At 72.5% G+C, this 23928-nt stretch carries 27 protein-coding genes; 12 read left to right on the top strand and 15 right to left on the bottom strand.

Annotated elements, in window-relative coordinates; all coding sequences use genetic code 11:
* The first annotated feature begins 54 nt into the window (after nucleotides 1–54).
* Nucleotides 55–495 carry a MarR family winged helix-turn-helix transcriptional regulator gene (locus tag ACFQQI_RS02425; RefSeq protein WP_378557375.1) on the top strand — a complete coding sequence of 147 codons (441 nt, stop codon included), beginning with the start codon at nucleotides 55–57 and terminating at the stop codon, nucleotides 493–495.
* On the top strand, nucleotides 492–1751 hold the full coding sequence (locus ACFQQI_RS02420) for an MFS transporter (protein WP_378557372.1): 1260 nt from the start codon (nucleotides 492–494) through the stop codon (nucleotides 1749–1751). The genes ACFQQI_RS02425 and ACFQQI_RS02420 overlap by 4 nt, the downstream gene beginning before the upstream one ends.
* A 19-nt stretch (nucleotides 1752–1770) precedes the next feature.
* On the opposite strand, the gene hppD is transcribed toward ACFQQI_RS02420, so the two are convergent.
* Complete coding sequence (gene hppD, locus ACFQQI_RS02415; protein ID WP_378557369.1) at nucleotides 1771–2964, bottom strand: 4-hydroxyphenylpyruvate dioxygenase; 1194 nt, start codon at nucleotides 2962–2964, stop codon at nucleotides 1771–1773.
* A gap of 82 nt (nucleotides 2965–3046) precedes the next feature.
* Between hppD and ACFQQI_RS02410 the strand changes: the two genes are divergently transcribed.
* The 3 genes from ACFQQI_RS02410 (at nucleotide 3047) to ACFQQI_RS02400 (ending at nucleotide 5485) form a co-directional block, all read left to right on the top strand.
* Nucleotides 3047–3514, top strand: a complete 468-nt coding sequence (locus ACFQQI_RS02410) for an Lrp/AsnC family transcriptional regulator (RefSeq protein WP_378557366.1) — start codon at nucleotides 3047–3049, stop codon at nucleotides 3512–3514.
* A gap of 91 nt (nucleotides 3515–3605) precedes the next feature.
* Nucleotides 3606–5237, top strand: coding sequence for a methyl-accepting chemotaxis protein (locus ACFQQI_RS02405; RefSeq protein WP_378557363.1), 1632 nt, complete (start codon nucleotides 3606–3608; stop codon nucleotides 5235–5237).
* Between the two features lie 32 nt (nucleotides 5238–5269).
* Nucleotides 5270–5485 carry a DUF2007 domain-containing protein gene (locus ACFQQI_RS02400; protein ID WP_378557360.1) on the top strand — a complete coding sequence of 72 codons (216 nt, stop codon included), beginning with the start codon at nucleotides 5270–5272 and terminating at the stop codon, nucleotides 5483–5485.
* On the opposite strand, the gene ACFQQI_RS02395 is transcribed toward ACFQQI_RS02400, so the two are convergent.
* The 4 genes from ACFQQI_RS02395 to ACFQQI_RS02380 all read right to left on the bottom strand — a co-directional run bounded on the left by ACFQQI_RS02395 (nucleotide 5486) and on the right by ACFQQI_RS02380 (nucleotide 8796).
* Nucleotides 5486–6124: an IclR family transcriptional regulator gene (locus ACFQQI_RS02395; RefSeq protein ID WP_378557357.1), complete on the bottom strand. Its 639-nt coding sequence runs from the start codon at nucleotides 6122–6124 to the stop codon at nucleotides 5486–5488. It lies immediately after the preceding gene.
* A gap of 20 nt (nucleotides 6125–6144) precedes the next feature.
* Complete coding sequence (locus ACFQQI_RS02390; protein ID WP_378557495.1) at nucleotides 6145–7827, bottom strand: DEAD/DEAH box helicase; 1683 nt, start codon at nucleotides 7825–7827, stop codon at nucleotides 6145–6147.
* 122 nt (nucleotides 7828–7949) lie between these two features.
* On the bottom strand, nucleotides 7950–8210 hold the full coding sequence (locus ACFQQI_RS02385) for a DUF3039 domain-containing protein (protein ID WP_378557354.1): 261 nt from the start codon (nucleotides 8208–8210) through the stop codon (nucleotides 7950–7952).
* Nucleotides 8211–8226: 16 nt separating this feature from the next.
* Entirely contained in the window at nucleotides 8227–8796 is a 570-nt protein-coding gene (locus tag ACFQQI_RS02380) for a PadR family transcriptional regulator (RefSeq protein WP_378557351.1), read from the bottom strand.
* Between the two features lie 88 nt (nucleotides 8797–8884).
* Here ACFQQI_RS02380 and ACFQQI_RS02375 point away from each other — a divergent pair, with 88 nt between their 5' ends.
* Both ACFQQI_RS02375 and ACFQQI_RS02370 read left to right on the top strand, forming a co-directional pair.
* Nucleotides 8885–9052, top strand: coding sequence for a hypothetical protein (locus tag ACFQQI_RS02375; RefSeq protein WP_378557348.1), 168 nt, complete (start codon nucleotides 8885–8887; stop codon nucleotides 9050–9052).
* Nucleotides 9037–9774: a PIG-L deacetylase family protein gene (locus tag ACFQQI_RS02370; protein ID WP_378557345.1), complete on the top strand. Its 738-nt coding sequence runs from the start codon at nucleotides 9037–9039 to the stop codon at nucleotides 9772–9774. Before ACFQQI_RS02375 ends, ACFQQI_RS02370 begins: the two co-directional genes overlap by 16 nt.
* Nucleotides 9775–9795: 21 nt before the next feature.
* On the opposite strand, the gene ACFQQI_RS02365 is transcribed toward ACFQQI_RS02370, so the two are convergent.
* Together ACFQQI_RS02365 and ACFQQI_RS02360 are read right to left on the bottom strand one after the other, a co-directional pair.
* Nucleotides 9796–10353, bottom strand: a complete 558-nt coding sequence (locus tag ACFQQI_RS02365) for a YqgE/AlgH family protein (RefSeq protein WP_378557342.1) — start codon at nucleotides 10351–10353, stop codon at nucleotides 9796–9798.
* 132 nt (nucleotides 10354–10485) lie between these two features.
* The gene (locus tag ACFQQI_RS02360) at nucleotides 10486–11013 is read right to left on the bottom strand and encodes a hypothetical protein (RefSeq protein ID WP_378557339.1); all 528 of its coding nucleotides are present in this window, start codon (nucleotides 11011–11013) and stop codon (nucleotides 10486–10488) included.
* A gap of 153 nt (nucleotides 11014–11166) precedes the next feature.
* Between ACFQQI_RS02360 and ACFQQI_RS02355 the strand changes: the two genes are divergently transcribed.
* Entirely contained in the window at nucleotides 11167–11880 is a 714-nt protein-coding gene (locus ACFQQI_RS02355) for a TetR/AcrR family transcriptional regulator (RefSeq protein WP_378557336.1), read from the top strand.
* A gap of 10 nt (nucleotides 11881–11890) precedes the next feature.
* Here the strand turns inward: ACFQQI_RS02355 and ACFQQI_RS02350 are convergent, their stop codons facing one another.
* The 4 genes from ACFQQI_RS02350 to ACFQQI_RS02335 form a co-directional block, all read right to left on the bottom strand.
* Nucleotides 11891–12901 carry a DUF3048 domain-containing protein gene (locus ACFQQI_RS02350; protein WP_378557333.1) on the bottom strand — a complete coding sequence of 337 codons (1011 nt, stop codon included), beginning with the start codon at nucleotides 12899–12901 and terminating at the stop codon, nucleotides 11891–11893.
* Between the two features lie 165 nt (nucleotides 12902–13066).
* The gene (locus ACFQQI_RS02345; RefSeq protein WP_378557330.1) at nucleotides 13067–13834 is read right to left on the bottom strand and encodes an SDR family NAD(P)-dependent oxidoreductase; all 768 of its coding nucleotides are present in this window, start codon (nucleotides 13832–13834) and stop codon (nucleotides 13067–13069) included.
* A gap of 62 nt (nucleotides 13835–13896) precedes the next feature.
* Nucleotides 13897–15006, bottom strand: coding sequence for a hypothetical protein (locus tag ACFQQI_RS02340; protein ID WP_378557327.1), 1110 nt, complete (start codon nucleotides 15004–15006; stop codon nucleotides 13897–13899).
* 86 nt (nucleotides 15007–15092) lie between these two features.
* Entirely contained in the window at nucleotides 15093–15509 is a 417-nt protein-coding gene (locus tag ACFQQI_RS02335) for an HIT family protein (RefSeq protein ID WP_378557324.1), read from the bottom strand.
* Between the two features lie 20 nt (nucleotides 15510–15529).
* On the opposite strand from ACFQQI_RS02335, the gene ACFQQI_RS02330 reads away from it, so the two are divergent.
* Complete coding sequence (locus tag ACFQQI_RS02330) at nucleotides 15530–17239, top strand: cation:proton antiporter (RefSeq protein ID WP_378557321.1); 1710 nt, start codon at nucleotides 15530–15532, stop codon at nucleotides 17237–17239.
* Here the strand turns inward: ACFQQI_RS02330 and ACFQQI_RS02325 are convergent.
* Nucleotides 17227–18624 (bottom strand): M15 family metallopeptidase, encoded by a 1398-nt coding sequence (locus ACFQQI_RS02325; protein ID WP_378557318.1) that lies wholly within the window; start codon nucleotides 18622–18624, stop codon nucleotides 17227–17229. The two genes, ACFQQI_RS02330 and ACFQQI_RS02325, sit on opposite strands and share 13 nt — an antisense overlap.
* Before the next feature lie 67 nt (nucleotides 18625–18691).
* Nucleotides 18692–19150, bottom strand: a complete 459-nt coding sequence (locus tag ACFQQI_RS02320; protein ID WP_378557315.1) for a carboxymuconolactone decarboxylase family protein — start codon at nucleotides 19148–19150, stop codon at nucleotides 18692–18694.
* A 74-nt stretch (nucleotides 19151–19224) separates the two neighbouring features.
* Between ACFQQI_RS02320 and ACFQQI_RS02315 the strand changes: the two genes are divergently transcribed.
* Nucleotides 19225–20109 (top strand): sigma-70 family RNA polymerase sigma factor, encoded by an 885-nt coding sequence (locus ACFQQI_RS02315; RefSeq protein WP_378557312.1) that lies wholly within the window; start codon nucleotides 19225–19227, stop codon nucleotides 20107–20109.
* On the opposite strand, the gene ACFQQI_RS02310 is transcribed toward ACFQQI_RS02315, so the two are convergent.
* Together ACFQQI_RS02310 and ACFQQI_RS02305 are read right to left on the bottom strand one after the other, a co-directional pair.
* Complete coding sequence (locus tag ACFQQI_RS02310) at nucleotides 20110–20313, bottom strand: DUF2892 domain-containing protein (RefSeq protein ID WP_378557309.1); 204 nt, start codon at nucleotides 20311–20313, stop codon at nucleotides 20110–20112. It abuts the gene before it with no gap.
* 12 nt (nucleotides 20314–20325) lie between these two features.
* Entirely contained in the window at nucleotides 20326–22506 is a 2181-nt protein-coding gene (locus ACFQQI_RS02305) for an MMPL family transporter (RefSeq protein WP_378557306.1), read from the bottom strand.
* Between the two features lie 130 nt (nucleotides 22507–22636).
* On the opposite strand from ACFQQI_RS02305, the gene ACFQQI_RS02300 reads away from it, so the two are divergent.
* Nucleotides 22637–23014: an ArsR/SmtB family transcription factor gene (locus tag ACFQQI_RS02300; RefSeq protein WP_378557303.1), complete on the top strand. Its 378-nt coding sequence runs from the start codon at nucleotides 22637–22639 to the stop codon at nucleotides 23012–23014.
* The gene (locus ACFQQI_RS02295) at nucleotides 23014–23928 is read left to right on the top strand and encodes a cation diffusion facilitator family transporter (protein ID WP_378557300.1); all 915 of its coding nucleotides are present in this window, start codon (nucleotides 23014–23016) and stop codon (nucleotides 23926–23928) included. The genes ACFQQI_RS02300 and ACFQQI_RS02295 overlap by 1 nt, the downstream gene beginning before the upstream one ends.

Genomic DNA, 23928 nt, shown 5'->3' with positions numbered 1-23928 from the left:
GTGTGGCCCACGTCATCTACCAATGCATAGGTTTCCTATGTAAAGTGGTCTCACGTGAGCCACCCGTCCCCCGCCGACATCGAGCTCGCGAGTGATCTGGTCGTCCAGGCCGCCCGCCTGGTGCGGGCCGTGCGCCGCGAGCTCGAGCTCCCGGCCCCGAGCCGGATCCTGTCGCTGCTCGACGAGACCGGCCCGGTCGGCATCACCCGGCTCGCCGAGCTCGACCGCTGCTCGCAGCCGACGATGTCGAATGCCGTCACCCAGCTCGTCGAGCGCGGTTGGGCGACCAAGGCGCCCAACCCGGAGGACGCCCGCAGCAGCGTCGTGACCCTCGCCGACGCGGGCCGCGACGAGCTGCAGCGGGTGCGGGCCCTCAATGGCGAGCGGGTGGCGACCCTGCTCGCCGGCACGCACACATCCGAGGAGGTCGCCACGGCCGTCGCCGTGCTCCGCGACGTCCTCGCCGCCTCGAACACCCAGAAGGGAACTTCGTGAACCACGCCGTCATCGAGTCCGCTGACACCCGGCAGCAGGGCTCCCTCCTCAAGCAGCCACGCGCCGTGTGGGCCGTGGCGTTCGCCTGCGTCATCGCCTTCATGGGCATCGGACTCGTCGACCCGATCCTCAAGGAGATCGCGGCCGACCTCGGCGCGACCGGCAGCCAGGTCTCGCTGCTCTTCAGCAGCTACATGGCCGTCATGGGTGTGGCGATGCTGGTCACCGGTGTCGTCTCCAGCCGGATCGGCGCCAAGCGCACCCTGCTGGCCGGCCTCGTGCTGATCATCGTCTTCGCCGGCCTGGCGGGGTCGGCGGACTCCGTGGGCGGCGTCATCGGATTCCGGGCCGGCTGGGGCCTCGGCAACGCACTGTTCGTGGCGACGGCCCTGGCCACGATCGTGCAGGCGTCGAAGGGCTCGGTCGCGCAGGCGATCATCCTGTTCGAGGCCGCGCTCGGCCTCGGCATCGCGTCCGGCCCCCTGCTCGGCGGCCTCCTGGGCGAGCAGTCGTGGCGCGCGCCGTTCTTCGGCGTCTCGACCCTGATGACGATCGCCCTCGTCGCGACCGCGTTCTTCCTGCCGTCGACGCCGCCGCAGGGCCGGCGTACGTCGCTCGCCGACCCGTTCCGCGCGCTGCGCCACCCCGCGCTGCTGCTGCTCGCGCTGGTCGCGATCTTCTACAACCTCGGCTTCTTCACGCTGATGGCCGCCGGCCCGTTCGCGCTGCCGACCTTCGGGATCATGCAGATCGGCTGGACGTTCTTCGGCTGGGGCGTGCTGCTCGCGTTCACCTCGGTGGTGGTCGCGCCGTGGCTGCAGCGGCTCTTCGGCACGCTGCCGACGCTCACCACCGTGCTGGCGCTCTTCGCCGCGGTGATGGCGCTGATGGCGGTCTTCGCCTCGCACGAGACCGTGATCGCCGTCGGCATCATCGTGGTCGGCGCCCTGCTCGGCATCAACAACACGCTCGTCACCGAGGCGGTCATGGGTGCGGCCCCGGTGGAGCGGCCGGTCGCGTCCGCGGCGTACTCCTTCGTCCGCTTCACCGGTGGCGCCATCGGCCCGTTCGTCGCGATGAGGCTCTTCGAGGGCCAGGGCGCGGCCGCGCCGTTCTGGTTCGGTGCCGCGGCGATCACCGTCGGCGTCGTGATCATCGCGGCCGGCTCCCCCACGATCCGCCGCGCCCTCGCCAGCTCCCCGGAGCCCGACGGCACCGATGCGGCCGAGGCCGAGCTGGTCGGCGACCTGGCCTGACCGACCCCTCCGGGCCAGGTCAAAGGTTGCCCCGGCGCTCCTGCTCGCGCTCGATCGCCTCGAAGAGGGCCTTGAAGTTGCCCTTGCCGAAGCCCAGCGAGCCGTGCCGCTCGATGAACTCGTAGAACACCGTCGGCCTGTCGCCCATGGGCTTGGTGAAGATCTGGAGCAGGTAGCCGTCCTCGTCGCGGTCGACGAGGATCTTGCGCCGCTTCAGCTCCTCGATCGGCACCCGCACCTCGCCGATCCGGGCGCGCAGCTCGGGGTCGTCGTAGTAGGAGTCGGGCGTCTCGAGGAACTCGACGCCGTTGTCGCGCAGGATGTCGACGCTGCGCAGGATGTCGTTGGTCGCGAGCGCGATGTGCTGGCAGCCGGCGCCGCCGTAGAACTCGAGGTACTCGTCGATCTGCGACTTCTTCTTCGCGATCGCGGGCTCGTTGAGCGGGAACTTCACCCGATGGTTGCCGCTCGCCACGACCTTCGACATCAGCGCGGAGTAGTCGGTGGCGATGTCGTCGCCGATGAACTCGGCCATGTTCGTGAAGCCGAGGACCTTGTTGTAGAAGGTCACCCACTCATCCATCCGGCCGAGCTCGACGTTGCCGACGCAGTGGTCGACGGCCTGGAAGAGCCGCTTCGGGTGCCCCTCGCGCCGCGCGACCTTCGTGGACGCGGCGACGTAGCCGGGCAGGTAGGGGCCGTCGTAGCGGGACCGGTCGACGAGCGTGTGGCGGGTCTCGCCGTACGTCGCGATCGCGGCGATCCGCACGGTGCCGTGCTCGTCTGACTCGTCGTGCGGCTCGACCAGGATCGTGGCCCCCTGCACGCGTGCGTGGTCGATGCACTTGTCGACGTCGGGCACCTCGATGGCCAGGTCGACGACGCCGTCGCCGTGCTTGCGGTGGTGGTCGAGCACCGGGCTGTCCGGTGTCACGCCGCCGGTGAAGACGAAGCGGGCGCTGCCGGATCGGAGCACGTAGGACTTCGAGTCGCGGCAGCCGTTCTCGGGGCCGCGGTAGGCCTCGAGCTCCATGCCGAGCGCCAGCTGGTAGAAGGTCGCGGTCTGGGTCGCATTGCCGACCACGAAGCACACGGCGTCCTGGGCGGTCACCGGGAACGGGTCGTTGGCGGCGTCGTACTCGACCAGCCCGACCAGCTCCTTGAGCTGCTCGAGGGTGAGGTCGGCCTTGAGCTCGTCAGGGGTCAGCGTCATGCGCGTGAGCCTGACGCGAGCAGGCAGGATGTGCAACAGTACGCCGAATCGCTGTGCAACCTGTCCACCAAGGGGGCCGACCATGGACGACCTCGACGGCAGAATGATCGACCTGTTCGCCGATGACCCGCGGGTGGGTGTGCTCGAGGCGTCCCGGCGGCTCGGCGTCGCCCGCGGCACCGTCCAGGCGCGCCTCGACAAGCTGACCGCGAGCGGCGTGATCACCGGCTGGGGGCCCGACCTCTCCCCCGAGGCGCTCGGCTACCCGGTGACGGCGTTCCTCACCCTGGAGATCCGGCAGGAGCCGAGCCGCGGTGGGCACGACGCCGTCGGGGCACACCTCGCCGCGATCCCCGAGGTGCTCGAGGCGCACACCATCACCGGGGCCGGCGACATGCTCGCCCGCGTGGTCGCCCGGTCGAACACCGACCTCCAGCGCGTCATCGACCGGGTGCTCGAGAACCCCGCGATCGTGCGCTGCTCGACGGTGATCGCGCTCGCGACGCAGGTGCCCTACCGCGTGCGTCCGCTCGCGCGATCCATCGGTTGACTCCTCAACTCCTCCCGGTCGGTGCCGATGGGTACGCCGATCAGGACAGCGGGCGATCCTCGCGTGTCCACCCTGCTGCCCCGAGGTCACCATGCTGAAGAACGTCCTCCGTCGCCTCGACAACGTGAGGATCGGGGTCCGCCTGAGCGCGGTCTTCGCCCTGTGCGGGCTGCTCGTCGGGTCCGCCTACGCCCTCGACATCAAGGCGCAGCACGACGCTGCTGCCCTCGAGGACCAGGTCGAGGCCGCCGCGGTCGGTGAGCAGATCGCCGACGACCTGCTCATCGCGATCAACGACATCACCGGCTGGCAGGGCCTCTACATCGCGGACGCCGCCGCCTACGGCGTGGCCAAGGGCATGGGGCCCGAGGACTACAACGTCCAGGGCTTCGCGAGCTCACAGCAGGGCATCGAGGAGATGTTCGGCACGATGGACCGGTCGATGCTCACGCCGGACGAGGACGCGATCATCGCCGAGGTCGAGAAGAACTTCGAGCAGTTCTTCGCCGAGGACCTCAAGCTCCGCGCGATGCTCACTGAGCAGGGCCTCGATGCACTGCCCGCGGTGATGGACAGCATCAACGGCGGTTCCGCCGGCGAGGCGTGGTCGGCGACGTACGACGCCAGCGCCCGCTTCCGCGAGCTCATCGAGGCGCGGACCGCCGAGCTCCTCGACCAGCAGGAGGCCGAGCTGTCCGCCGGCCGCCGCAACGTGCTCGTGGCATTCGGCCTGGCGGGGATCGTGGCCCTCGGCCTGCTGGTCGTGGTCATCCGGTCGATCACCGGGCCGGTACGGCGGATGGTCGACCAGCTGCGGCTCGTCGCGACCGGCCGGCTCGACGTACGGTCCGACTTCCAGCGCGGGGACGAGGTCGGCCAGATGTCCGCCGCCCTCGACGAGGCGCTGGCCTCGATCAGCGACTCGATGCGGCAGGTGGGCACCAACGCCGACGGCCTCACCGAGGCCTCGCAGCGCCTCGCCGGCGTCTCGGCCCAGATGTCCCACGCGGCCACGGACGCCGCGGGCCAGACCGACCTCGTCGCGACCGCGGCCGACCAGGTCTCCCACAACGTCCAGACGGTGGCCGCCGGCACCGAGGAGATGTCCGCCTCGATCCGCGAGATCGCCCACAACGCCACCGACGCCGCGGGCGTCGCCGGTCGAGCCGTCGAGGCCGCCGAGGCCACGACCGCGACCGTCGCCAAGCTCGGCGAGTCGTCGTCCGAGGTCGGCAACGTGATCAAGGTGATCAACTCGATCGCCGAGCAGACCAACCTGCTCGCCCTCAACGCCACCATCGAGGCCGCCCGCGCCGGCGAGGCCGGCAAGGGCTTCGCGGTCGTCGCCAACGAGGTCAAGGAGCTCGCCCAGGAGACCGCTCGGGCGACCGAGGACATCAGCCGGCGGATCGAGGCGATCCAGGCCGACACCGGCGAGGCCGTCGTCGCGATCGGCGAGATCTCCGAGATCATTGCGCAGATCAGCGACACCCAGACCACCATCGCGTCCGCGGTGGAGGAGCAGACCGCCACCACGAACGAGATGTCGCGCAACGTCAACGAGGCCGCCACCGGCTCCCGCGACATCGCTCAGACCATCACCGGCGTCGCCCGGGCGACGACCGAGAGCACGGCCGCTGCGACGAGCACCAGCGAGGCGGCCGACGACCTCGCCCGGATGGCCGCGGACATGCAGGCACTGGTGGGCCGCTTCACCTGCTGACCACAGATACGCTCCCGCCCAGGGAGGCCCTCATGTCGAAGCTGCTCCAGACCCAGGACGTCGCGCTGATCTCGGTGATCGAGAACCTGCTCACCGAGGCGGGGATCCCCTACCACGTGGCCGACCGCACGATGAGCCTGATGGAGGGGTCGATCATCGCGATCCAGCCGCGCATCCTGGTGCCGGACGAGTACGACGCCGAGGCGCGGCAGCTGCTGATCGACGCCGACCTCGGCGAGTGGGTGTAGCTAGGACAACCGGGCACTGATCTCGGCCGCGGCGCGCTCGACCAGCGGGCCGGCGTTCGCCTCGTCGAGGCCGGCGTCCATCGTCACGATGCCGACGCTCGCCTCCAGCCCGATGATGCCGCGCACCGGCGCGGCCAGGCCGCGGGCGCCCGTCTGGAGCTCGCCGACGGTCACGACGTACGGCGTCTCGTCGCCCCCGCGGCCCATCAGGATCGCCTTGCCGGCCGCGCCGGTGGAGAGCGGGTGTCGCGCGCCGACCCGGTAGGCGACGTGGAAGTCGGTCCACGACGGCTCGACGACCGCGAGCGCCAGCGCCTCCTCGCCGTCGGCGACGGTCAGGTGGGCGGTGCACCCGACGGCCTCGGCGAGGTTGCGCAGCACCGGCAGAGCGGCCTCGCGGACGACCGGCTGCACGGCCGCGCCGAGCCGCAGGACGCCGAGCCCGACCCGGAGCCGGCCGTGCGGGTCGCGGCGTACCAGTGCGTGCCGCTCGAGCGTGCCGACCAGCCGGTGCACGACGGTGCGGTTGACCTCGAGCCGTGCCGCGAGCTCGGTGACGGTCAGCCCGTCGGGCGAGGCCGCGAGCACGTCGAGCACGCGCAGGCCGCGGTCCAGGGTCTGCGAGATCTCGGCGGCCACGGGCCTGAGTGTAGGGAGGCCTACGAGCTCTTGCGCGTGGCCCACTCGCGGATCCGGTCGATCCGCGCGTGCAGCTGCTCGGCCGTCGCGACCGCCGCGGCCGGGCCGCCGCACTCCTTGCGCAGCGCGGAGTGGGTGATGCCGTGCGCCTGCCCGGTGCGGTGGTGCCAGGCGGCGACCAGCCCGTTGAGCTCGCGCCGCAGCACGGCGAGCTGCTCGTGGGCCGAGACCTGGGCGACCGTGTCGGGCTCGGGCTTCGCGGCGCTCGCGGCCTTCTGCTTCTTCGCCCGCTCGCTCTGCCGGCTGTGGAGCAGCTCGCGCACCTGGTCGGGCTCGAGCAGACCGGGGATGCCGAGGAAGTCCATCTCCTCCTCCGACCCGACGTGCACCTCGCCGGCGTGGCCGAACTCGCCGCCGTCGTACAGCACCCGGTCGAAGCGGGCCTCGGAGCCCATGGCCTCGAAGGACCCCAGCAGGTCGTCGGACGCCGCGTCCCCCGCGTTCGCCTCCGCCATCAGCTGGTCCTCGGCGGCGAAGATGTCGGCCTCGTCGGTGATCTTGCGGCCGAGCACGTGGTCGCGCTGCACCTCCATCTCGGAGGCGAAGCCGAGCAGGTTCGGGACCGACGGGAGGAAGACCGACGCGGTCTCGCCGCGGTTGCGCGCCCGCACGAAGCGGCCGACGGCCTGGGCGAAGAAGAGCGGCGTGGACGTGGTCGTGGCGTAGACGCCGACCGCCAGGCGCGGGACGTCGACGCCCTCCGACACCATGCGGACCGCGACCATCCACCGCTTGTCGTTGCCGCTGAACTCGCTGATCTTCTTCGACGCGGCCTTCTCGTCGGAGAGCACGACGGTCGCGGACTCCCCGGAGATGGTCTTGAGCAGCTTGGCGTACGCGCGGGCGGAGTCCTGGTCGGTCGCGATCACCAGGCCGCCAGCGTCGGGCACGTGCCGGCGCACCTCGGACAGCCGCTTGTCGGCCGCCGCCAACACCGACGGCATCCACGAGCCGCCGGGGTCGAGGGCGGTGCGCAGGGCCTGGTTGGTGAGGTCCTTGGTCAGCGGCTCGCCCAGCCGCGCGGCGATCTCGTCGCCGGCGCGGGTGCGCCACTGCATCTCGCCGGAGTAGGCCATGAAGAGCACCGGGCGGACGACGTGGTCGGCCAGCGCGTGGGCGTAGCCGTAGGTGTAGTCGGCCACCGACGTCGGCACGCCGTGGTCGCCCGGCGCGTAGGTGACGAACGGGATCGGGTTGATGTCCGACCGGAACGGCGTGCCCGTCAGGGCGAGCCGGCGCGACGCGGGCTCGAACGCCTCGCGGACGCCCTCGCCCCACGACAGCGCGTCACCGGCGTGGTGCACCTCGTCGAGGATGACCAGCGTCTTGAACCGCTCGGTGCGGATGCGCATCGCGAGCGGGTTGACCGCGACGCCGGCGTAGGTCACGGCGATGCCGACGAAGTCCTGCGAGGTCTTGCCCTTGCCGGCGGAGTACGTCGGGTCGATCGGGATGCCCGCGCGGGCTGCCGCCTCGGCCCACTGGAGCTTGAGGTGCTCCGTCGGCGCGACGATCGTGATCCGGTCGACCATCCGGCGGCCGAGCAGCTCGGCGGCGACCGACAGCGCGAACGTCGTCTTGCCGGCACCCGGCGTCGCGACCGCGAGGAAGTCGCGCGGGTGGTTGTCGAAGTACTGCTTCATCGCGGCGGACTGCCACGCGCGCAGCGAGGTCGCCGTGCCCCAGGCGGCGCGCTCGGGCCAGGCCGGACCCAGCTTCGATCCAAGAGGTGCGTTGGGCTGGGGGTCGGCCTCGGGCCGGCCCGTCACTCGCCGGAGCCCGAGTCGTCCTTGAGGGACTCCCAGACTTCCTTGCACTCCGGGCAGACCGGGAACTTCTCCGGCGCTCGGCTCGGCACCCAGACCTTGCCGCAGAGAGCCACGACGGGAGTGCCCATCACCATCGCCTCGGTGAGCTTGTCCTTCTCCACGTAGTGGGAGAACCGCTCGTGGTCGCCCTCATCGGTCGGGACGGTACGGCGATCCTCACGGACATCCGTGTCTGTCGAAAAGCCGATGGTGGTCACGAACGACAAGCCTACGTCACGTCCGGGACAGTCCGGGATCATCGGTGGCGCGCCACCGATCGACCTCGCCGATCGCCCACGCCGCCCAGTCGATCGTGGTCTGCTCCTGCTGCTGCTGGAGCCGCATGCAGAGCCCGCTGATGTGCCGTCGCTCCGGGAACGCCTCCTCTCCGTCGCTCATCGCCTGCAGCTCGGCGAGCCGCACCCGGGCGCCGTCCTGCACGCCCGCCAGCGTCGCGCGCAGCGAGTCGCGGTCGCCGGCGTCGGCGAAGAACACCCGCACCATCGCCTCGCTCTCCTGGCTCGGCGGCGCCGACGGCTCGGCGAGCCACGCGGCGAGCGCCGCGCGTCCGGCGTCGGTGATCTCGTAGACCGTGCGCTTGCGGCGACCGGTGAACTCCTCGCGCGCGGTCGCCCAGCCGGCCGCGACGAGGCGCTTCGGCTCGTCGTACAGCTTGCGCTCGGCCCGCGGCCAGAACCAGTTGAGGCTGCGGCGCACCTGCTGGGCGAGCTCGTACGTCGTCCAGGGTCGCAGCGCGAGGAGACCGAGGAGGGCGTAGCCGGTCGTGGTCGGGGCGGTGGGCATGAAGCATCTTGACACACTGCCCTTGGCAGTATCTACTTCTCGGGAGAAATACTGCACACGGCAGTATCCGGCACCCACGGAGCCCGTCATGACCACCGCGCGCCACCTTCCGCCGGGCGAGGAGATCGAGGCCGCCTGGCGCAACGTCCGGGCCGCCCTCCACGCCCGGCGCCAGCGCTCCCCGGGCCGCACCCGCCGGCCGCTGCCCACCGGCTCGCGGCCGACGATCGAGGAGCTGCCGTGTTCCCCGAGCTGAGCCCTCGCCACCAGCCGCCACGGCTGCTCCTGGTGGTCGCGCACCCCGACGACGAGACCTTCGGATGCGGCTCGCTGCTGCTGCACGCGGCGGCCGAGGGCTGGGAGACGACCGTCGTCTGCGCGACCCGCGGCGAGGCCGGCGAGCCGGCGCCCGGCACCGACCTCGGCGGCCGGCCCCTCGGCGAGCATCGCGCCACCGAGCTGCACGAGGCCGGCGACGTGCTCGGCGTGCGCCGGCTGGTGCTGCTCGACTTCGTCGACTCCGGCATGGACGGCGACGCCGACCCCGCGACGCTGCACGGCGCCGACCCGGCAGCCGTCGCGGCCGCGGTCCGCGCCGTCGCCGACGAGACCGATCCCGACGTCGTCGTCAGCCTCGACGGCGGCGACGGCCACCGTGACCACGCCCGCGTCCGCGACGCGGCGGTCGCGGTCGCGGCCGAGCGCAGCGTCCCGGCGTACCTCCAGGCCCTCCCCCGCAGCCTGATGTCGCGGTGGGCGGAGCACATGGCGCAGGCGCGACCGGAGATGGCGCACCTGAGGTACGCCGAGCTGGGCACGCCGGACGAGCGGATCGCGGTCGTCCTCGACACCACCGCCCACCTCGACCGGCGCGAGCGGGCGATCGCGGTGCACCGCAGCCAGGTCTCGCCGTTCGAGGGGCTGCCCGACGACCTGCGCCGCGCGTTCCTCACCCGCGAGCACCTGGTGCGGGCGTAGGGCCCGGGCTCGGTTTCGAACTCAGTTGAGGTCGGGGTCGAACGGCCGGGTCGAGTGCCAGGCCAGCTCGCCCGGCTGACGACGCAGCACGTCGCGCCACAGGTCGGCGGTGTCGAGCCGGAACACGTCGGCGGTCTCCGCGGGGACGACGTACCAGCTGCCCTCGGCGATCTCGCCGTCGAGCTGGCCGGCGCCCCAGCCGGCGTACCCGGCGAAGATCCGCAGTCCGGCCAGGCCGCCCTGGAGCAGCTCGACCGGGGTGTCGAGGTCGACCAGGCCGAGCGTGCCCTCGACCGCCCGGAAGCCGACCGGCACGTCGTCGGCGTCGCGCAGGAGCGCCACGGCCAGCGCACCGTCGGTGCCGACCGGCCCGCCGTGGAAGAGCACGTCGGGCTCGGCGACGACGTCGGCCCAGACGTCGAGGACCTCGGCGACCGGCACCCCGGACGGGCGATTGAGCACCACGCCGAGGGCGCCCTGCTCGTCGGCGTCGAGCAGCAGCACGACGGTGTCGACGAAGTTGGGGTCGACCAGCGCAGGCGTCGCCAGCAGCAGCATCCCGGCCCGCGCCTCGCTCATGGGCCCCATCATCACGCACCGGGGCCGGACAGACGACAGCCCCGGGGCCGGCGGGACAGTGCGGTCGGGAGGGACCGCGGGGAGGGAGTTGCCGGCTCCGGGGCCGTCGAGCTCGGGGTCAGGCCATGGGCTCTAGGCCGGTACGGCGGCCCTGATGCGGCGGAGCAGCCGGCCGGGCCGCTCGCGGGTCGCGGGCGCCGGCACGGACACGTAGGTCAAGCGGGCCCGGTCCTCGATCTCCTCGCCCACGCGCGCGGCGGCGGGATCCGGGGTGCTGACCCGGCCGGCCAGCATCGCGAGCATGGTCCGCTCCTTGGCGGTGGCCTTCGCCATCGCCTCGGCCGTGGCCTCGTCGCGGGGTGCGGTCTTGGCGCGATCGAGGATCGCGAGCACGCCGGGGAGCTCGTCGGCGGTCGCGTGCCAGGCGGCGACGACCGCGTCCTCGAGGTCCAGGGGCTGCGCCGCGAGCTCGCGCTCGATGCGGCCGGACAGACGCGTGTGCCAGCGCAGCTGAAGGGCGCCGAGCAGGGAGAGCTCGTCGCCGAAGGTCTCGGCGACGCCGGGCAGCTCCATCGGGAGGAGGCCGTCGCGGCGGCGGTTGGCGCTGGAGATGACGTCGCGGAGGATCTCTCCGCGTCGGTGGAAGGACGTCCAGGTCATGGGTGCCACTCCTTCGGGGGACAGGCGGCTCGTCCGGACGGACATACCGCGAGTACGTACTCACGGTATGTACCCATACCGTCGGTATGCAACCGCGCCTGCCGGTGATCCGAGTCACGCCGTACCGACGGTCGGTATTAGGCTCCCGTGATCATGAGCAAGTCCTCGGTGTCCAAGCTCGTCCCCCGCGTCCCCGGGGTGCCCGGTGTTCCCGGGATGCCGGGTGCCAGCCGGCGGCAGCAGTACTCCGCCTCGACGAAGCGGCTGCTGATCGAGGTCGCCGAGGCGCTGTTCACCGAGAACGGGTACGCCGCGACGTCGCTGGACACGATCGTGGCCGGCGCCGAGGTCACCAAGGGCGCGCTCTACCACCACTTCAGCGGCAAGCAGGCTCTCTTCGAGGCGGTCTTCGAGCAGGTCGAGCAGGACGCCGCGCGGGCGATCCAGAAGGCCCTCAAGGGCCACCGGGACCCGTGGGAGAAGGCCACGGCCGGGCTGCGCGCGTTCCTCGACGTGGTCCAGGAGCCGCGGTACCGCCGGATCGTGATCCAGGAGGGTCCGTCCGTGCTCGGCTACGAGCGCTACCGGGAGCAGGAGGAGCGCTCGACGTTCGCCAACGTCCTCGAGATCGTGCAGTCGGTGCTCAACGCCGGCGAGTGGGAGCTCGACGACGACCTCACCCAGACCTTCGCGCGGATCTTCTTCGGCGCGATGTCGTCGGCCGGCGAGTCGGTCTCGAGCGCGCCCGACCCGATCCAGGCCGCGGCGAACGTCGAGACCGCGATCGGCTTCATCCTCACCGGCTTCCGGGTGCTCGCCGAGAACGGCGTGGAGCTGCCGGTCGCCGACGGCGCCGCCGAGGACTGACCCCGTCGGGCTACTTCGAGAAGGTGACGTTGCCGTTCGCGGCCGGCACCAGCTCGATCCAGGTGTGGCCGGCCGGGATCTTCAGCTCGCCCGCCTTCGTCGACAGCGAGAGCGTGTCGTCGAGCCCGGACTTCGTCCAGGTGCCGCGCACCAGCTTGCCGCCGTGGAAGACCAGCGCCTGGCCCTTGCCCTCGAGCTTGGTCTCGGGGACGGGGTTGCCGGCCGGGTCGCGGTAGCCGGCGTCGCCCACCTGCACCTTGAGCACCAGCACGGTGTCGGCCGGGAAGTGGTCGCCCTGGGCCGCGAAGGTGTTCTCGTTGACGTAGCCCGAGCCGTCGTACTTCCAGTTGGTGGTGTGGCCGCCGCCGAAGCCGGCAGCGATCCGGGTCGCCTTCTGCCCGCCCGGGAAGTCCTTCTCCTCGCCCCACGGCAGGTAGTCGGCCGGACGCCCGGAGTCCTGCTCGGCGGCGTCGGCGACCTTCGTCAGGTCCGCGAAGACGTTGTACGGCGCGCTGCGTGCGGTGTCGCGGGACAGGCCGGTCGCGCCCTCCTGGAAGAACTGGATGCCGGCGCCCTTGATCCGCGCGATGGTCGGGGCCGCCGCGCCGCTGGTGACCACCGAGGCGTCGACCGGCGAGACGATGCCGATGTCGCTGGCGCGCATCGAGCGCACCGGGCCGACCTTGTTCGGCAGCTCGGAGTAGAAGAACGCCGCGAGGCGGGTCAGCCCGCCCTCGACGAGCTCCTCGACCACGAGGTCGGCCTTGCCCAGGCCGAGCTGCGGGGAGCTCGAGTAGGTGTTGTCGATCTTGGTGACCAGCACCGGGTGGCCCTGCTCGACGTCCTCGTCACCACTGACCGGGAGACCCGTGAGCGGCCAGGTCGAGACCACTTCCTCGCCGCCGGCGACCTGCTGGGCGGCGGGCTTCTCGTCGTCGGAGGATTCGCCCCCTCCCCCGCAGCCGACGAGCAGGAGGCTCGAGGCGGCGAGGAGGGCGGTGGTCAGCTGGGCACGGCGCACGGGGTCGCTCCGTTTCGTCAAACTCGTGTGTTCCGATCGACTTCAAGTGTGCGGGCGCGCCTCGGCACAAGTGCGGAGGCGCGCCCGAGAGAGATCAGATCGGCCGTCGGTGGCCGCATCCGAGGGTACGAGAGGCTCCCGGGGAGCCCTAATCACCCGACCCGGTTACCCCAGCTTGGCGCCGCCGTCGACGTACAGCGTCTGGCCGGTGATGTACGACGCCTCGTCGCTGCACAGGAAGGCGGCCGCGGCGGCGATGTCCTCGGGGTACCCGACGCGCTTGACCGGGTTGGCCTCGGCCGCGGCGGCACGGAACTCCTCGACACCGACGCCGAGCCGGGCAGCGGTCGCGTCGGTCATCTCGGTGGCGATGAAGCCGGGAGCGATCGCGTTGGCGTTGACGCCGTACCGGCCGAGCTCGATGCCGAGCGTGCGGGTGAGGCCCTGGATGCCCATCTTCGCGGCGGAGTAGTTGGCCTGGCCGCGGTTGCCGAGCGCGGAGACGCTCGAGAGGTTGAGGATCTTGCCGTACTTCTGCGCGACGAAGTGCTTCTGGGCGGCGCGGGTCATCACGAAGGCACCGCGCAGGTGCACGCCCATGACCAGGTCCCAGTCGTCGTCGGTCATCTTGAACAGCAGGTTGTCACGGGTGATGCCGGCGTTGTTGACGAGGATGTGGATCCCGCCCAGCTCGGCCACGACCCGCTCGACGGCGGCCTCGCCGGACTCGGTGTCGCTGACGTCGCAGCCGATGCCGATGGCCTTGGCGCCGTCGGTCAGCGGCAGCTTCGCCGCGGCCTCCGCCGCAGAGGACTCGTCGAGGTCGAGGATCGCAACCGAGGCGCCCTCCTGCGCGAACCGGGTGGCGGTCCCGAACCCGATGCCACGCGCTGCTCCGGTGACGACGGCTACCCGCCCGTCAAAACGACCCATCGGTGGTGCTCCTGCCTCTCGACGTGGACTGTCGAGGAAACACCATAGGGGGCCGCTACCCGTCAGTACCCGGTGGGTCGCGGCTCGCCGTACGGGAGGACGGCGGCGAAGGCCTCGTCGCGGGGCAGCGTCACGAGGCGCCGCTCCTTGCCGGTCGCCGGGTCGAAGCTCGCCAGCGCCGACCGCACCGCGCCGCCGTCGCAGGTGACCGCGTGCTGGAGCGTCAGCCGGTCGCCGTCGCTGTCGACGAGCAGCACGTTGCCGGCCGCGCGCGGGACCTGGACGTGGGTGATCCGGCCGTCCCGGTGCTGGCGGCCGAGGTAGGCGTAGCCGCACGGACCGGCGACCTGCACGTAGAGCCGCCCTCCGGCGCGCCGGGCGTCGAGGTGGCCCAGGTCGCTGCGCTGCGGGTCGCGGCGCGCGGTGAGGCGGGTGTACGTCGCGGCGCGCATGTCGACCAGCCCGAGCGTCGTCGCGCCGCGCTCCATGCAGGTCACCAGCACCCGGTGGTCGTCCCACCAGCGGACGGGCTGGCACCGGCGCGGGGTGGGGATGACGTTCTGGACGCTGCCGTCGGCCACCGACACGAGGCGGATCACGCGCTGCTTCCAGCTCGTCCCATGGGTGACCAGGCCGGTGCCGTCGTGGGTCGGGAGCAGCCGGCCGTCGACGTCGGGGTTGAGCCGGGACCGGGTGCCGTCCCAGCCGATCCGGAGCAGCGGCGCGCGGCCGGTGCTCCCCCGCTGATAGGCGACGGCGAGCAGCCCGGAGCCGTCAGGAGCCAGCACCGCCTCGGCGATGTTGCGGGGCAGCGCGGTCCGGGTGACGTCGCCGGTGGTGACGTCGACCTGGAGCGCCAGCCGCTTCGGGTACTCCGCGAGCAGCAGCGCGGTGCTGCCGTCGGGCGACCAGTCGACGAGCCGGAACCCGCGCTGGCGTACGTCGAGGACCTCGGTGCGATCGCCGTCCGGCGCGACCAGCTCGAGCCGGAGCCGCTTCGCGCGGATGCCCTCCCGGGTCGGCCGGCCCTGCTCCACGGCGGCCAGGAACCACCCGTCCCCCGGCACGGCGGCGTCGGCGGTCGGTTCGGTCGGAGCCTGCGCGCTCCCCGCCGGTCCCGGCGCGGCGACGAGGCTCGCGAGGACGGCGGCAGCGGCGATCAGGGCCTTCATGGGAGTCTCCCGGTGGTTGTCGGTTGCGTCTCTGGGGAGACGCGCGCGGGCACGTTCAGGTTGCGTCGCGACGCGACCGGCGTGGGTCAGAGCACGGCGCGGAGGCGGGCGGCGTAGTCGGGCGCCTCGCCGTCGGCGTACTTCGTGCGCGGCCAGAAGAAGCCGCGCAGCCCGTCGCCCTTGGTGCGTGGGACGACGTGCATGTGCAGGTGGGCGACGGACTGGCTGACGACGTTGTTCATCGCCACGAAGCTGCCCTGGGCGCCCAGGCCGTCGACGACCGCGGTGGCGAGCCGTTGCGCGGCCGCCAGGAAGGGGTCGCGGAGCGCCGCAGGCAGGTCCGGCAGGGTCACGACATGGGTGCGCGGCACCAGCAGCACGTGGCCCTTGAACACCGGTCGGCGGTCGAGGAAGGCCACGAAGTCGGGCTCGTCGAGGACGACGTCGGCGGGGGTCTCTCCCGCCGCGATCGCACAGAACACACACTCGACCCCGGCTGCCATCGCGCGACAGGCTAACGCCCATGGACGTCGCCCTGCTCGCTGTGTCCGCAGTGCTGTGCATCGCCGGCGTGACGGCCTTCGCGCCACGCGTGGGCGTCGCCGCGCCGCTCGTGCTCGTGCTGATCGGGGTCGCGGTCAGCCTGCTGCCGTTCGTGCCGGTGGTGGAGGTCGACCCCGAGTGGATCCTGATGGGGGTGCTCCCGCCGCTGCTCTACTCGGCCGCCGTGTCGATGCCCGCGATGGACTTCCGGCGCGACCTGCGGGCGATCAGCAGCCTCTCCGTGGTGCTGGTCGTGGTGAGCGCGCTCGTCATCGGCGTCCTCATCGACCGCACGGTCCCCGGCGTCGGCCTCGCCACCGGCATCGCCGTCGGCGCGATCATCAGCCCCACCGACGCCGTGGCGACCACGATCGTCAGCCGGCTGGGTGCCTCGCCCCGGGTCGTGACGGTCCTCCAGGGCGAGAGCCTGCTCAACGACGCCACCGCGCTGGTGCTGCTGCGGTCGGCCGTCGCGGCCACGGGCGCGAGCGTCTCCCTGCTCGGTGTGGCGTGGGACTTCGTCGTCGCCGTGGCGGTCGCCGTGGCGGTCGGCCTGCTGGTCGGGCGACTGAACCTCGTCGTACGTCGTCGCGTGGCCGACCCGACCGTCAACACGGCGATCTCCTTCGCCGTGCCGTTCGTGGCCTACCTGCCCGTCGAGCACTTCGGGGCGTCCGGCCTCGTGGCGGCGGTCGCCGCGGGCCTCTACACCGGCCAGGCCGGCCCGCGGTACCTCGAACCGCAGCACCGGCTGTCGGAGGAGCAGAACTGGCGAACCATCGAGCTGCTGCTCGAGGGCGGCGTGTTCCTGCTGATGGGGCTGGAGCTGAACGGGCTCGTCGACGACGTGCACGCCGAGCACGACCAGCTCGCGGACGCGGTCCGGATCGGCGTCCTCGGCATCGTGATCGTGGTCCTGGTGCGCGCGGCGTACGTCGTACCGCTGCTGTGGGCGCTGGGCCGCCGGGCCCGGCGCGGCGCCCGGGTGCGCGAGCACCTGGAGGGCTGGCAGAGCCGGCTCGACGAGGACGCCGTGGCCGCGACGGACCACGAGCGCCTGCAGACCCGCGTACGGCGCTCGCTGGCCGACATCGACTACCTCGCGAGCGCGCCGCTCGGCTGGCGGGAGGGCACCGTGGTGGTCTGGGCGGGCATGCGGGGCGTGGTGACCCTGGCCGCCGCACAGACGCTCCGGGCCGACACCCCGCACCGCTCGGTGCTGGTGATGATCGCGTTCGTGGTCGCCGTCGGATCCCTGCTGGTGCAGGGCGGGACGCTCCGCTTCGTGGTCCGGGGCCTCGGCCTCGCCGGCGAGGGCGCGACGGGCGACCCGGGCGAGCGCACCCGGCTGCTGACCCACCTGGCCGCCGCCGGGATGGAGGTGCTCGACGACCCCGGCCTGGCCCGCCCGGACGGGCGGCCGTACGACGAGTCCGTGGTCGACCGGGTCCGCCGGCAGGTGAGCGTGCCCGAGGACGCCGAGGGCTGGTCGGCGGCGCACGGCCACGACGAGGAGTACCGCACGCTCCGGCTCGCCGTGATCACCAGCATGCGCGAGACGCTGCTGCGCGCCCGCAGCGACGGCACCTACGACTCCGCGGTGCTCGAGGGCGCGCTGCACGTCCTCGACGCGGACCAGATCAGCCTCGAGGTGCGCGGCGGCCCGATCAGCCCCGATCAGTCGCAGTAGCGGCGGCAGGGCGCGGGACCACCGAGCTCGGCGAGCATCCGCTTGGAGCCGCCGGTGTGGTCGAAGTGCTGCGTGTCGCCGTTGCCGAAGCTCCAGCGCAGCCCGTGGCGAGCCATCAGCTGGACGACCGCGTGGGAGCGGGACCGCCACGCGACCAGGCGGTGCGACCGCGCCTGCCACCAGCCGTTGGGCACGACGCCCTGCGCCGACCGGTACGGGTTCTCCCAGGTGTTGACGTCGAGCGAGCGCCCCCAGGCGTGCGGCGACCGGCGACCGGGTCGGCCGACGACGTCGCGGCAGTTGAACGCCGAGGTGTTGCCGGCCGCCATCGACCGGTAGTCGTCGCCGCCGCGCACCCGGTTGCTCCAGCCGAACCGGTCGACGCGGTACATCGACCGGATCGGCAGCTGGCGGTCGTACATCTCGGCCAGGGCGGCACCCATCGCCTCGGCGGCGCTGGTCGCGGCGACGAGCTCGCCGCGGTGCCGGTAGCCGTCGTAGCCCCAGTAGTTGACGCGGACCATGCGCAGCCCGCCGCGCCCGACCGGGCAGCCCTGGTGCCAGGTCACGCCGGTCATCTGGCGCCAGATCCCGTCGCTGATCCTCGTGATCCGGACGTGGGCGCCGTCGCCGACCGCGCGCGGCTGCGGAGGCAGCGCGACGCGCGGGCTGGGCGCCGCGGCCGGCAGTCGGACCGGCCGGACGGGTGGCACGTTGTTCACCCGGTGCGCCCGGCTGCGGTCGCCCTTCACCCAGTCGAGCCGCGGTGCGCGCGCCTGCCAGCGCGAGTCGCGACGCGGCGTGACGTCGAGGACCGCCTCGCCCGCGGCATCGGTCTGCACCGCGGCGTACTCGCGCCAGGGCCCCTTGCCCTGCCGTCGGTAGACGGTGACCTCGCCGGCCAGCGGCACGTCGTTGGCCGTGCGCCACCGCACCCGCAGCTGGATCGACTGCTCGTCGACGACGGAGCGGGGACCCGCGAGCGAGACCTTCGCCTTGCGGCGCTTCATCGGGATCGCCGCCTCCGCCGTGGCCGGGGCGTGCGCGGCATCGCCGGCGTACGACGCGCGCAGGGCGTTGTCGTCGGCGACCCGCGACACGGTCAGCTGGGTGGCGGCCCGACCGGCGGCGTCGGTCACCAGCGTCGCGACCGGCTGCCAGACGTCGGCCGTGCGGCGCTCCAGGACGATCGTGGCTCCGGCGAGCGGGGCGCCCGACTCGTCCAGGAGCGCGACCGTGACGTCGGTGGCGTCGTCCGCGAAGGCCTCGCCCGCCGAGAGCTGCAGGCTCGTGCCGGTGGCGGCGGACGCTCCTGTCCACGGGCCGATCCCGGTCACCAGCGCCATCGCGCAGCACACGACCAGGACCCGCCACCCGAGAGACATGAAGGAGGTCCTTCCCGCCTGACGGCGTTCCAACCCCTCGATCTCCCGGCGTGGCGGGTCGGGCGGGTCATCCCGACCAGTCGCCGGCGACCTGCCGGGTGGCCGCGTTGAGCCGGTTCCACACGTTGACGGAGGTGATCGCGATGAGGAGGGCGCTCAGGCCCTGCTGGTCGTAGTGCCGGGCCGCCTCGGCCCACACCTCGTCCGACACCGGGTCGCCCGTGTCGGCCACCCGGGTCACCGCCTCGGCGAGCTCGAGGGCGGCGCGCTCCGCGTCGGTGAAGTACGGCGCGTCGCGCCACGCAGCGACCGACAGCAGCCGCTCGTCGCTCTCGCCCTCCTTCTTGAGCGCGGTGCCGTGCAGCACGACGCACACGCTGCACCCGTTGATCTGGCTCGCGCGGAGGTGCACGAGCTCGAGCGTCTGGGTCGGGACGCCGAGTCCCTCGGCGGCCTTCCCGTACGCCACGAGTCCCTTCATCGCCGCCGGGACGAGGAAGGTCGGATGGGTCATGCGTGCCTGCATGGTCGGTCTCCTGTCATGTTGTCCGTGTCCGGTTCGTCATGTGGTTGACGGATCGCGAGGAAGGAACCTGACAGATGACCCAGGAAGAGCTGGCCGAGCAGTTCGAAGAGCACCGCAGCCACCTGCGGTCGGTCGCCTACCGGATGCTGGGCTCGAGCGCGGAGGCCGACGACGCCGTCCAGGAGGCGTGGTTGCGGCTGGCCCGCTCGGACACCTCGGAGGTCGCCAGCCTGCGGGCCTGGCTCACGACGGTGGTCAGCCGGGTCTGCCTCGACCAGCTGCGCGTGCGGAAGTCGCGGCGCGAGGACTCGCTCGACGTACGCGTCCCCGACCCCGTGGTGACCCGCCTCGACGCCGACCCCGAGGCCGCGGCCGAGCAGGCCGACGCCGTCAGCCTCGCGCTCCTCGTCGTGCTCGAGGCGCTCCCGCCGCGCGAGCGCACGGCGTTCGTGCTCCACGACATGTTCGGGGTGCCGTTCGACGAGATCGGGCAGATCGTCGGCCGGTCGGCTGCGACCGCGACCCAGCTCGCCAGCCGGGCTCGGCGGCGGGTCCGCGAGGCGGCGCCGGTGAGCGCCGACCTGCCGACGCAGCGGCGGGTGCTCGACGCGTTCGTGGCGGCGTCGCAGCGCGGCGACTTCGACGCGTTGATGCAGGTGCTCGACCCCGACGTCACGCTGCGGGCCGACCTCGGCGCCGCCGGTGAGTCCCGGGTCATCCACGGCGCGGCCGTCGTGGCCGGTCAGTCCCTGCTGTACGCGAGGCTCGCGCGCGAGTCCGTCCCCGTGCTGGTCAACGGCCACGTCGGGCTGGTGTCGGTCGTCGACGGCAACGTGGTGTCGGTGTTCAGCCCCGAGATCCGCAACGGCCGGATCGTCGAGATCAACGTCGTCGCCGACCCCGACCGCATCGCCCGGCTCGACATCCACCTACCACGGGAGGACGCTCCGGGCGCCTGATCAGCGGAAGGCGCAGCCGGACCGTACGCCGAGGCGGCGCAGGATCGTGGCCGCCGGGCAGAGGCCGGTGAGGCTCGCCTGCAGCTGGTTGGCGCCGACGAAGCCGGCGAGGAGCAGCCACCACGGCGACACCAGCACGGCGAGCACGGCGGCCAGCAGGGTGAGGGTGCCGGCGAGGGCGAAGACGGCGCGGTCGATGTTCACGGTGGTCTCCGTTCAGTGGGAGAAGCGGATGGTCGGGAGGATCCGGCGCAGCCAGGCCGGCGTGGCCCAGGCAGCGCGGCCGGTGAGGCGGAGCAGTACCGGCAGCAGGACGAGCCGGACCAGGAAGGCGTCGAGGAGGACGGCGACGCCGAGGATGACGCCCATCTCCTTGGGCGGCAGCGGCCCGGACAGGGCGAAGGTGAAGAAGACGGCGACCATGACGCCACCGGCGGCGAAGATCACCCGGCCGGAGTGCGTGACGGCGCCGACCATGGCCTCCCGCGGGCTCCCGGTCCTCTCCCAGTGCTCCTTGGCGGACGCGAGCAGGAAGACCGTGTAGTCCATCGCGATGGCGAAGATCATCGCGAAGAAGAACACCGGCGCCCATGCGTCGAGGAAGCCCTGGTGCTCGAACCCGAGCGGGCTCGAGCCGTGGCCGTCCTGGAAGACCAGGCGCGCGACGCCGAACGCGGCCGCCGTGGAGAGCAGGCTGGCGAGGGTGCCGAGCAGCGAGATGAGCGGTGCCTGCAGGGCCACGAGCAGGAGCACGAAGCCGAGCACCAGGACGACGCCGATGACCAGCGGGGTCGACTCGTCGAGCTGGGCCTCGAGGTCGAGGTTCTCCACGGCGGCGCCGCCGACGAGGGCGGAGTCGGGCAGGTCGGCGCGGAGCCGGTCGACCGTGGTCACGAGCTCGGGGTCGGACGGGTCGACGGTGGGCACGGCCTGGACGAGCACGTGGTCGCTGCCGTCGACGGCCGGAGTAGCGGGCAGCACGGCACCGATGCCGGCGTCGCGCTCCAGCACCTGCGCCGCGCCTTCGGCCTGGTCGGTGTCGACGACGACCTGGAGCATGCCGGGCGCGCCCGGCCCGAAGGCGTCCTGGACCTGGTCGTAGCCGACCCGCGCGCTGGCGTCGTCCGGCAGCACCTTGATCGAGGGCATCGCGGTCTTCAGCCCGAGCATCGGCGCGGCCAGGGCGACGAGCACGACCAGGGAGCCGAGGCCCCAGGCGACCGGGCGGCGCCACAGGTGGGCGCCCCACCGCGCGAAGAGAGGTGAGCCGGACGACGCCCGGGCGGCCCGGCGCGCCCAGGGCAGGGAGAGGCGGTTGATGCGGTCGTCGAGCTTGACCAGCACGAGCGGCAGCAGGGTCAGCGTCGCGGCGAGCACGAAGACGACCGAGAGCATGATGCCGCCGGCCATCGAGCGGAAGGACGGCGACGGGACGAGCATGACGGCGCTCAGGGAGACCAGCACGGTGGCGCCGGAGAGCAGGACGGCCTTCCCGGCGGTGTCCATCGTCTCGGCGATGGCCTCGCGGGCCGACCCGGCGCGGCCGGCCTCGCGCTGGCGGGCGCGGGCCGCCCGGTAGCGGACCACGATGAAGAGCGCGTAGTCGATCCCCAGGGCGAGGGCGAACATCATCGCGAAGTTCATCGCCCAGATCGAGACCGGCACGAGCTCGTTGATCAGGACCAGGGACCCGGCAGAGGCGACGAGGCCGGCAAGGGTGAGCAGGAGCGGGAGCCCGGCGGCGACCAGCGCGCCGAAGGCGAGCACGAGGATGGCCAGGGTGACCGGCCAGGAGACCATCTCCGAGGTCAGCATCGCCTCGAGGTTGGCCTCGTTGAAGTCCGACCAGAGCAGCGAGGAGCCCGTCGGGTTCACCTGCACGGTGTCGGTGGAGAGCCCCTGCAGCTCGTCCTTGAGGTCGGTCGCGACGCGCACCATCTCGTTGGTGTCCACGCCCGCGCCGGCGAGCACGACGGCGGTCCGACCGTCCTCGGAGAGGCTCGCTCCGGGCGTCGGGGCGATGACCTCGGCGAGGCGCGGCTCCTGCTCCAGCGTCCTGGTCACCCGGCCGAGGACGTCCCGGCCCTCTCCCTCGGAGAGGGGGCCGTCGGTGCTGTGCACGACGACCTGGATCGCGTGGCTGGCGTTGCCGCCGAAGTGCTCCTGCGCGATCTCGCGCACGGCGACGGACTCCGAGCCGTCGGCCTGCCAGCCGGCGCCGGACAGGTTCTTCTCCACCGAGGGGGCGAACACGCCGAGGCCGACGACCACCAGCACCCAGGCGATGGTCACCAGCCGGCGGTGGTCGGCCACCCAGACGCCCAGGCGGCCCAGCGGGCCGGGCCCGAGGCTCGGGACGGGGGTCGTCTCGTCGGTCTCGTACGTCGTCTGCGCCACCGGGCGCCTCCTCTCGATATATCCCCACGGGGGGATGCGGTGGAGACCGTAGCAGATCCCCCCGGGGGGATACAGAATCGGCGGGCGCACGCCGGATGACAGATCGCGATACGACGGATAGCATCGCCTTATGGCGATGACAGAAGCGGTCGGAGATGCCGAGGTCCCCGCGGAGGTCGAGGCTGCGGCGCTGACGGCCGCGGCGTGCCTCTTCCACGGGTTCTCCGACCCGGCCCGGTTGACGATCGTGCAGCACCTGGCCCTCGGGGAGCACCGGGTGGTCGACCTGACCGCTCACCTGGGGCTGGCGCAGTCGACGGTGTCGAAGCACCTGGCCTGCCTCAAGGACTGCGGCCTGACCAGCACCCGGCCGCAGGGCCGGGCGTCGATGTGGTCGCTGAACCACCCCGAGGCCGTGATGGAGCTCCTGGCCGCCGCCGAGAAGCTGCTGGGCCTGACCGGCGACGCGGTGACGCTGTGCCCGAGCAACCGCGAGGTGCTCCCCTGATGGGCGCCGACCACTCCCACGACGCCGCCGGGCTCGTCGACCACCGCGGCCGGCTCGCCACGGTCCTGGCCATCACGGTCACCGTGCTGGTCGTCGAGGTCATCGGCGCGATCGTCTCCGGCAGCCTTGCGCTGCTCGCCGACGCCGCCCACATGCTCACCGACGTCGCCGGCCTCACCCTCGGGCTGCTGGCCGCCGTGCTCGCGCGCCGGCCGGCGACCCCGGCCCGGACGTGGGGCTACCGGCGGGCCGAGGTCCTCGGTGCCGCAGCGCAGGCCGCACTGCTGCTCGCCGTCGGCGCCTACGTCCTCGTCGAGGGCGTACGGCGCCTCTTCGAGCCGCCCGAGGTCGCGTCGACCGCGATGATCGTGTTCGGTCTGGTCGGCCTCGTCGGCAACCTCGTCGGCCTCGCCATCCTGTCGTCGGGCCGCGGGGACAACCTGAACATGCGCGCCGCGTTCCTCGAGGTCGTCAACGACGCCCTCGGGTCGGTCGCCGTCCTCGTCGCGGCCACGATCATCGCGACCACCGGCTGGCTCCGCGCCGACGCCGTCGCGTCGCTGGTCATCGGGGTCCTGATCGTGCCGCGCACCGTCCGGTTGCTGCGCGAGACCGGGCACATCCTGCTCGAGTCGACCCCGACCGGGCTGAACCTCCAGCTGGTGCGGGAGCGGCTGCTGTCGATGGACCACGTGCACGAGGTCCACGACGTGCACGCCTCCCAGGTCGCCACCGGACTGCCGGTCTTCACCGCCCACGTGGTCGTCGACGACTCCTGCTTCCACGACGGCCACCTCGCCGGGATGCTCGACCAGGCCCAGCGGTGCCTCGCCGATGAGTTCGACGTCGAGCACTCCACCATCCAGTTCGAGGCCGCCTCGCACGCCGCCCACGAGCCCGGGACCCACGCCTGA

The sequence above is a fragment of the Nocardioides sp. GCM10030259 genome, assembly GCF_042666375.1.
Lineage (GTDB): Bacteria > Actinomycetota > Actinomycetes > Propionibacteriales > Nocardioidaceae > Nocardioides.
This window is presented reverse-complemented; position numbering and strand designations above follow the sequence as displayed.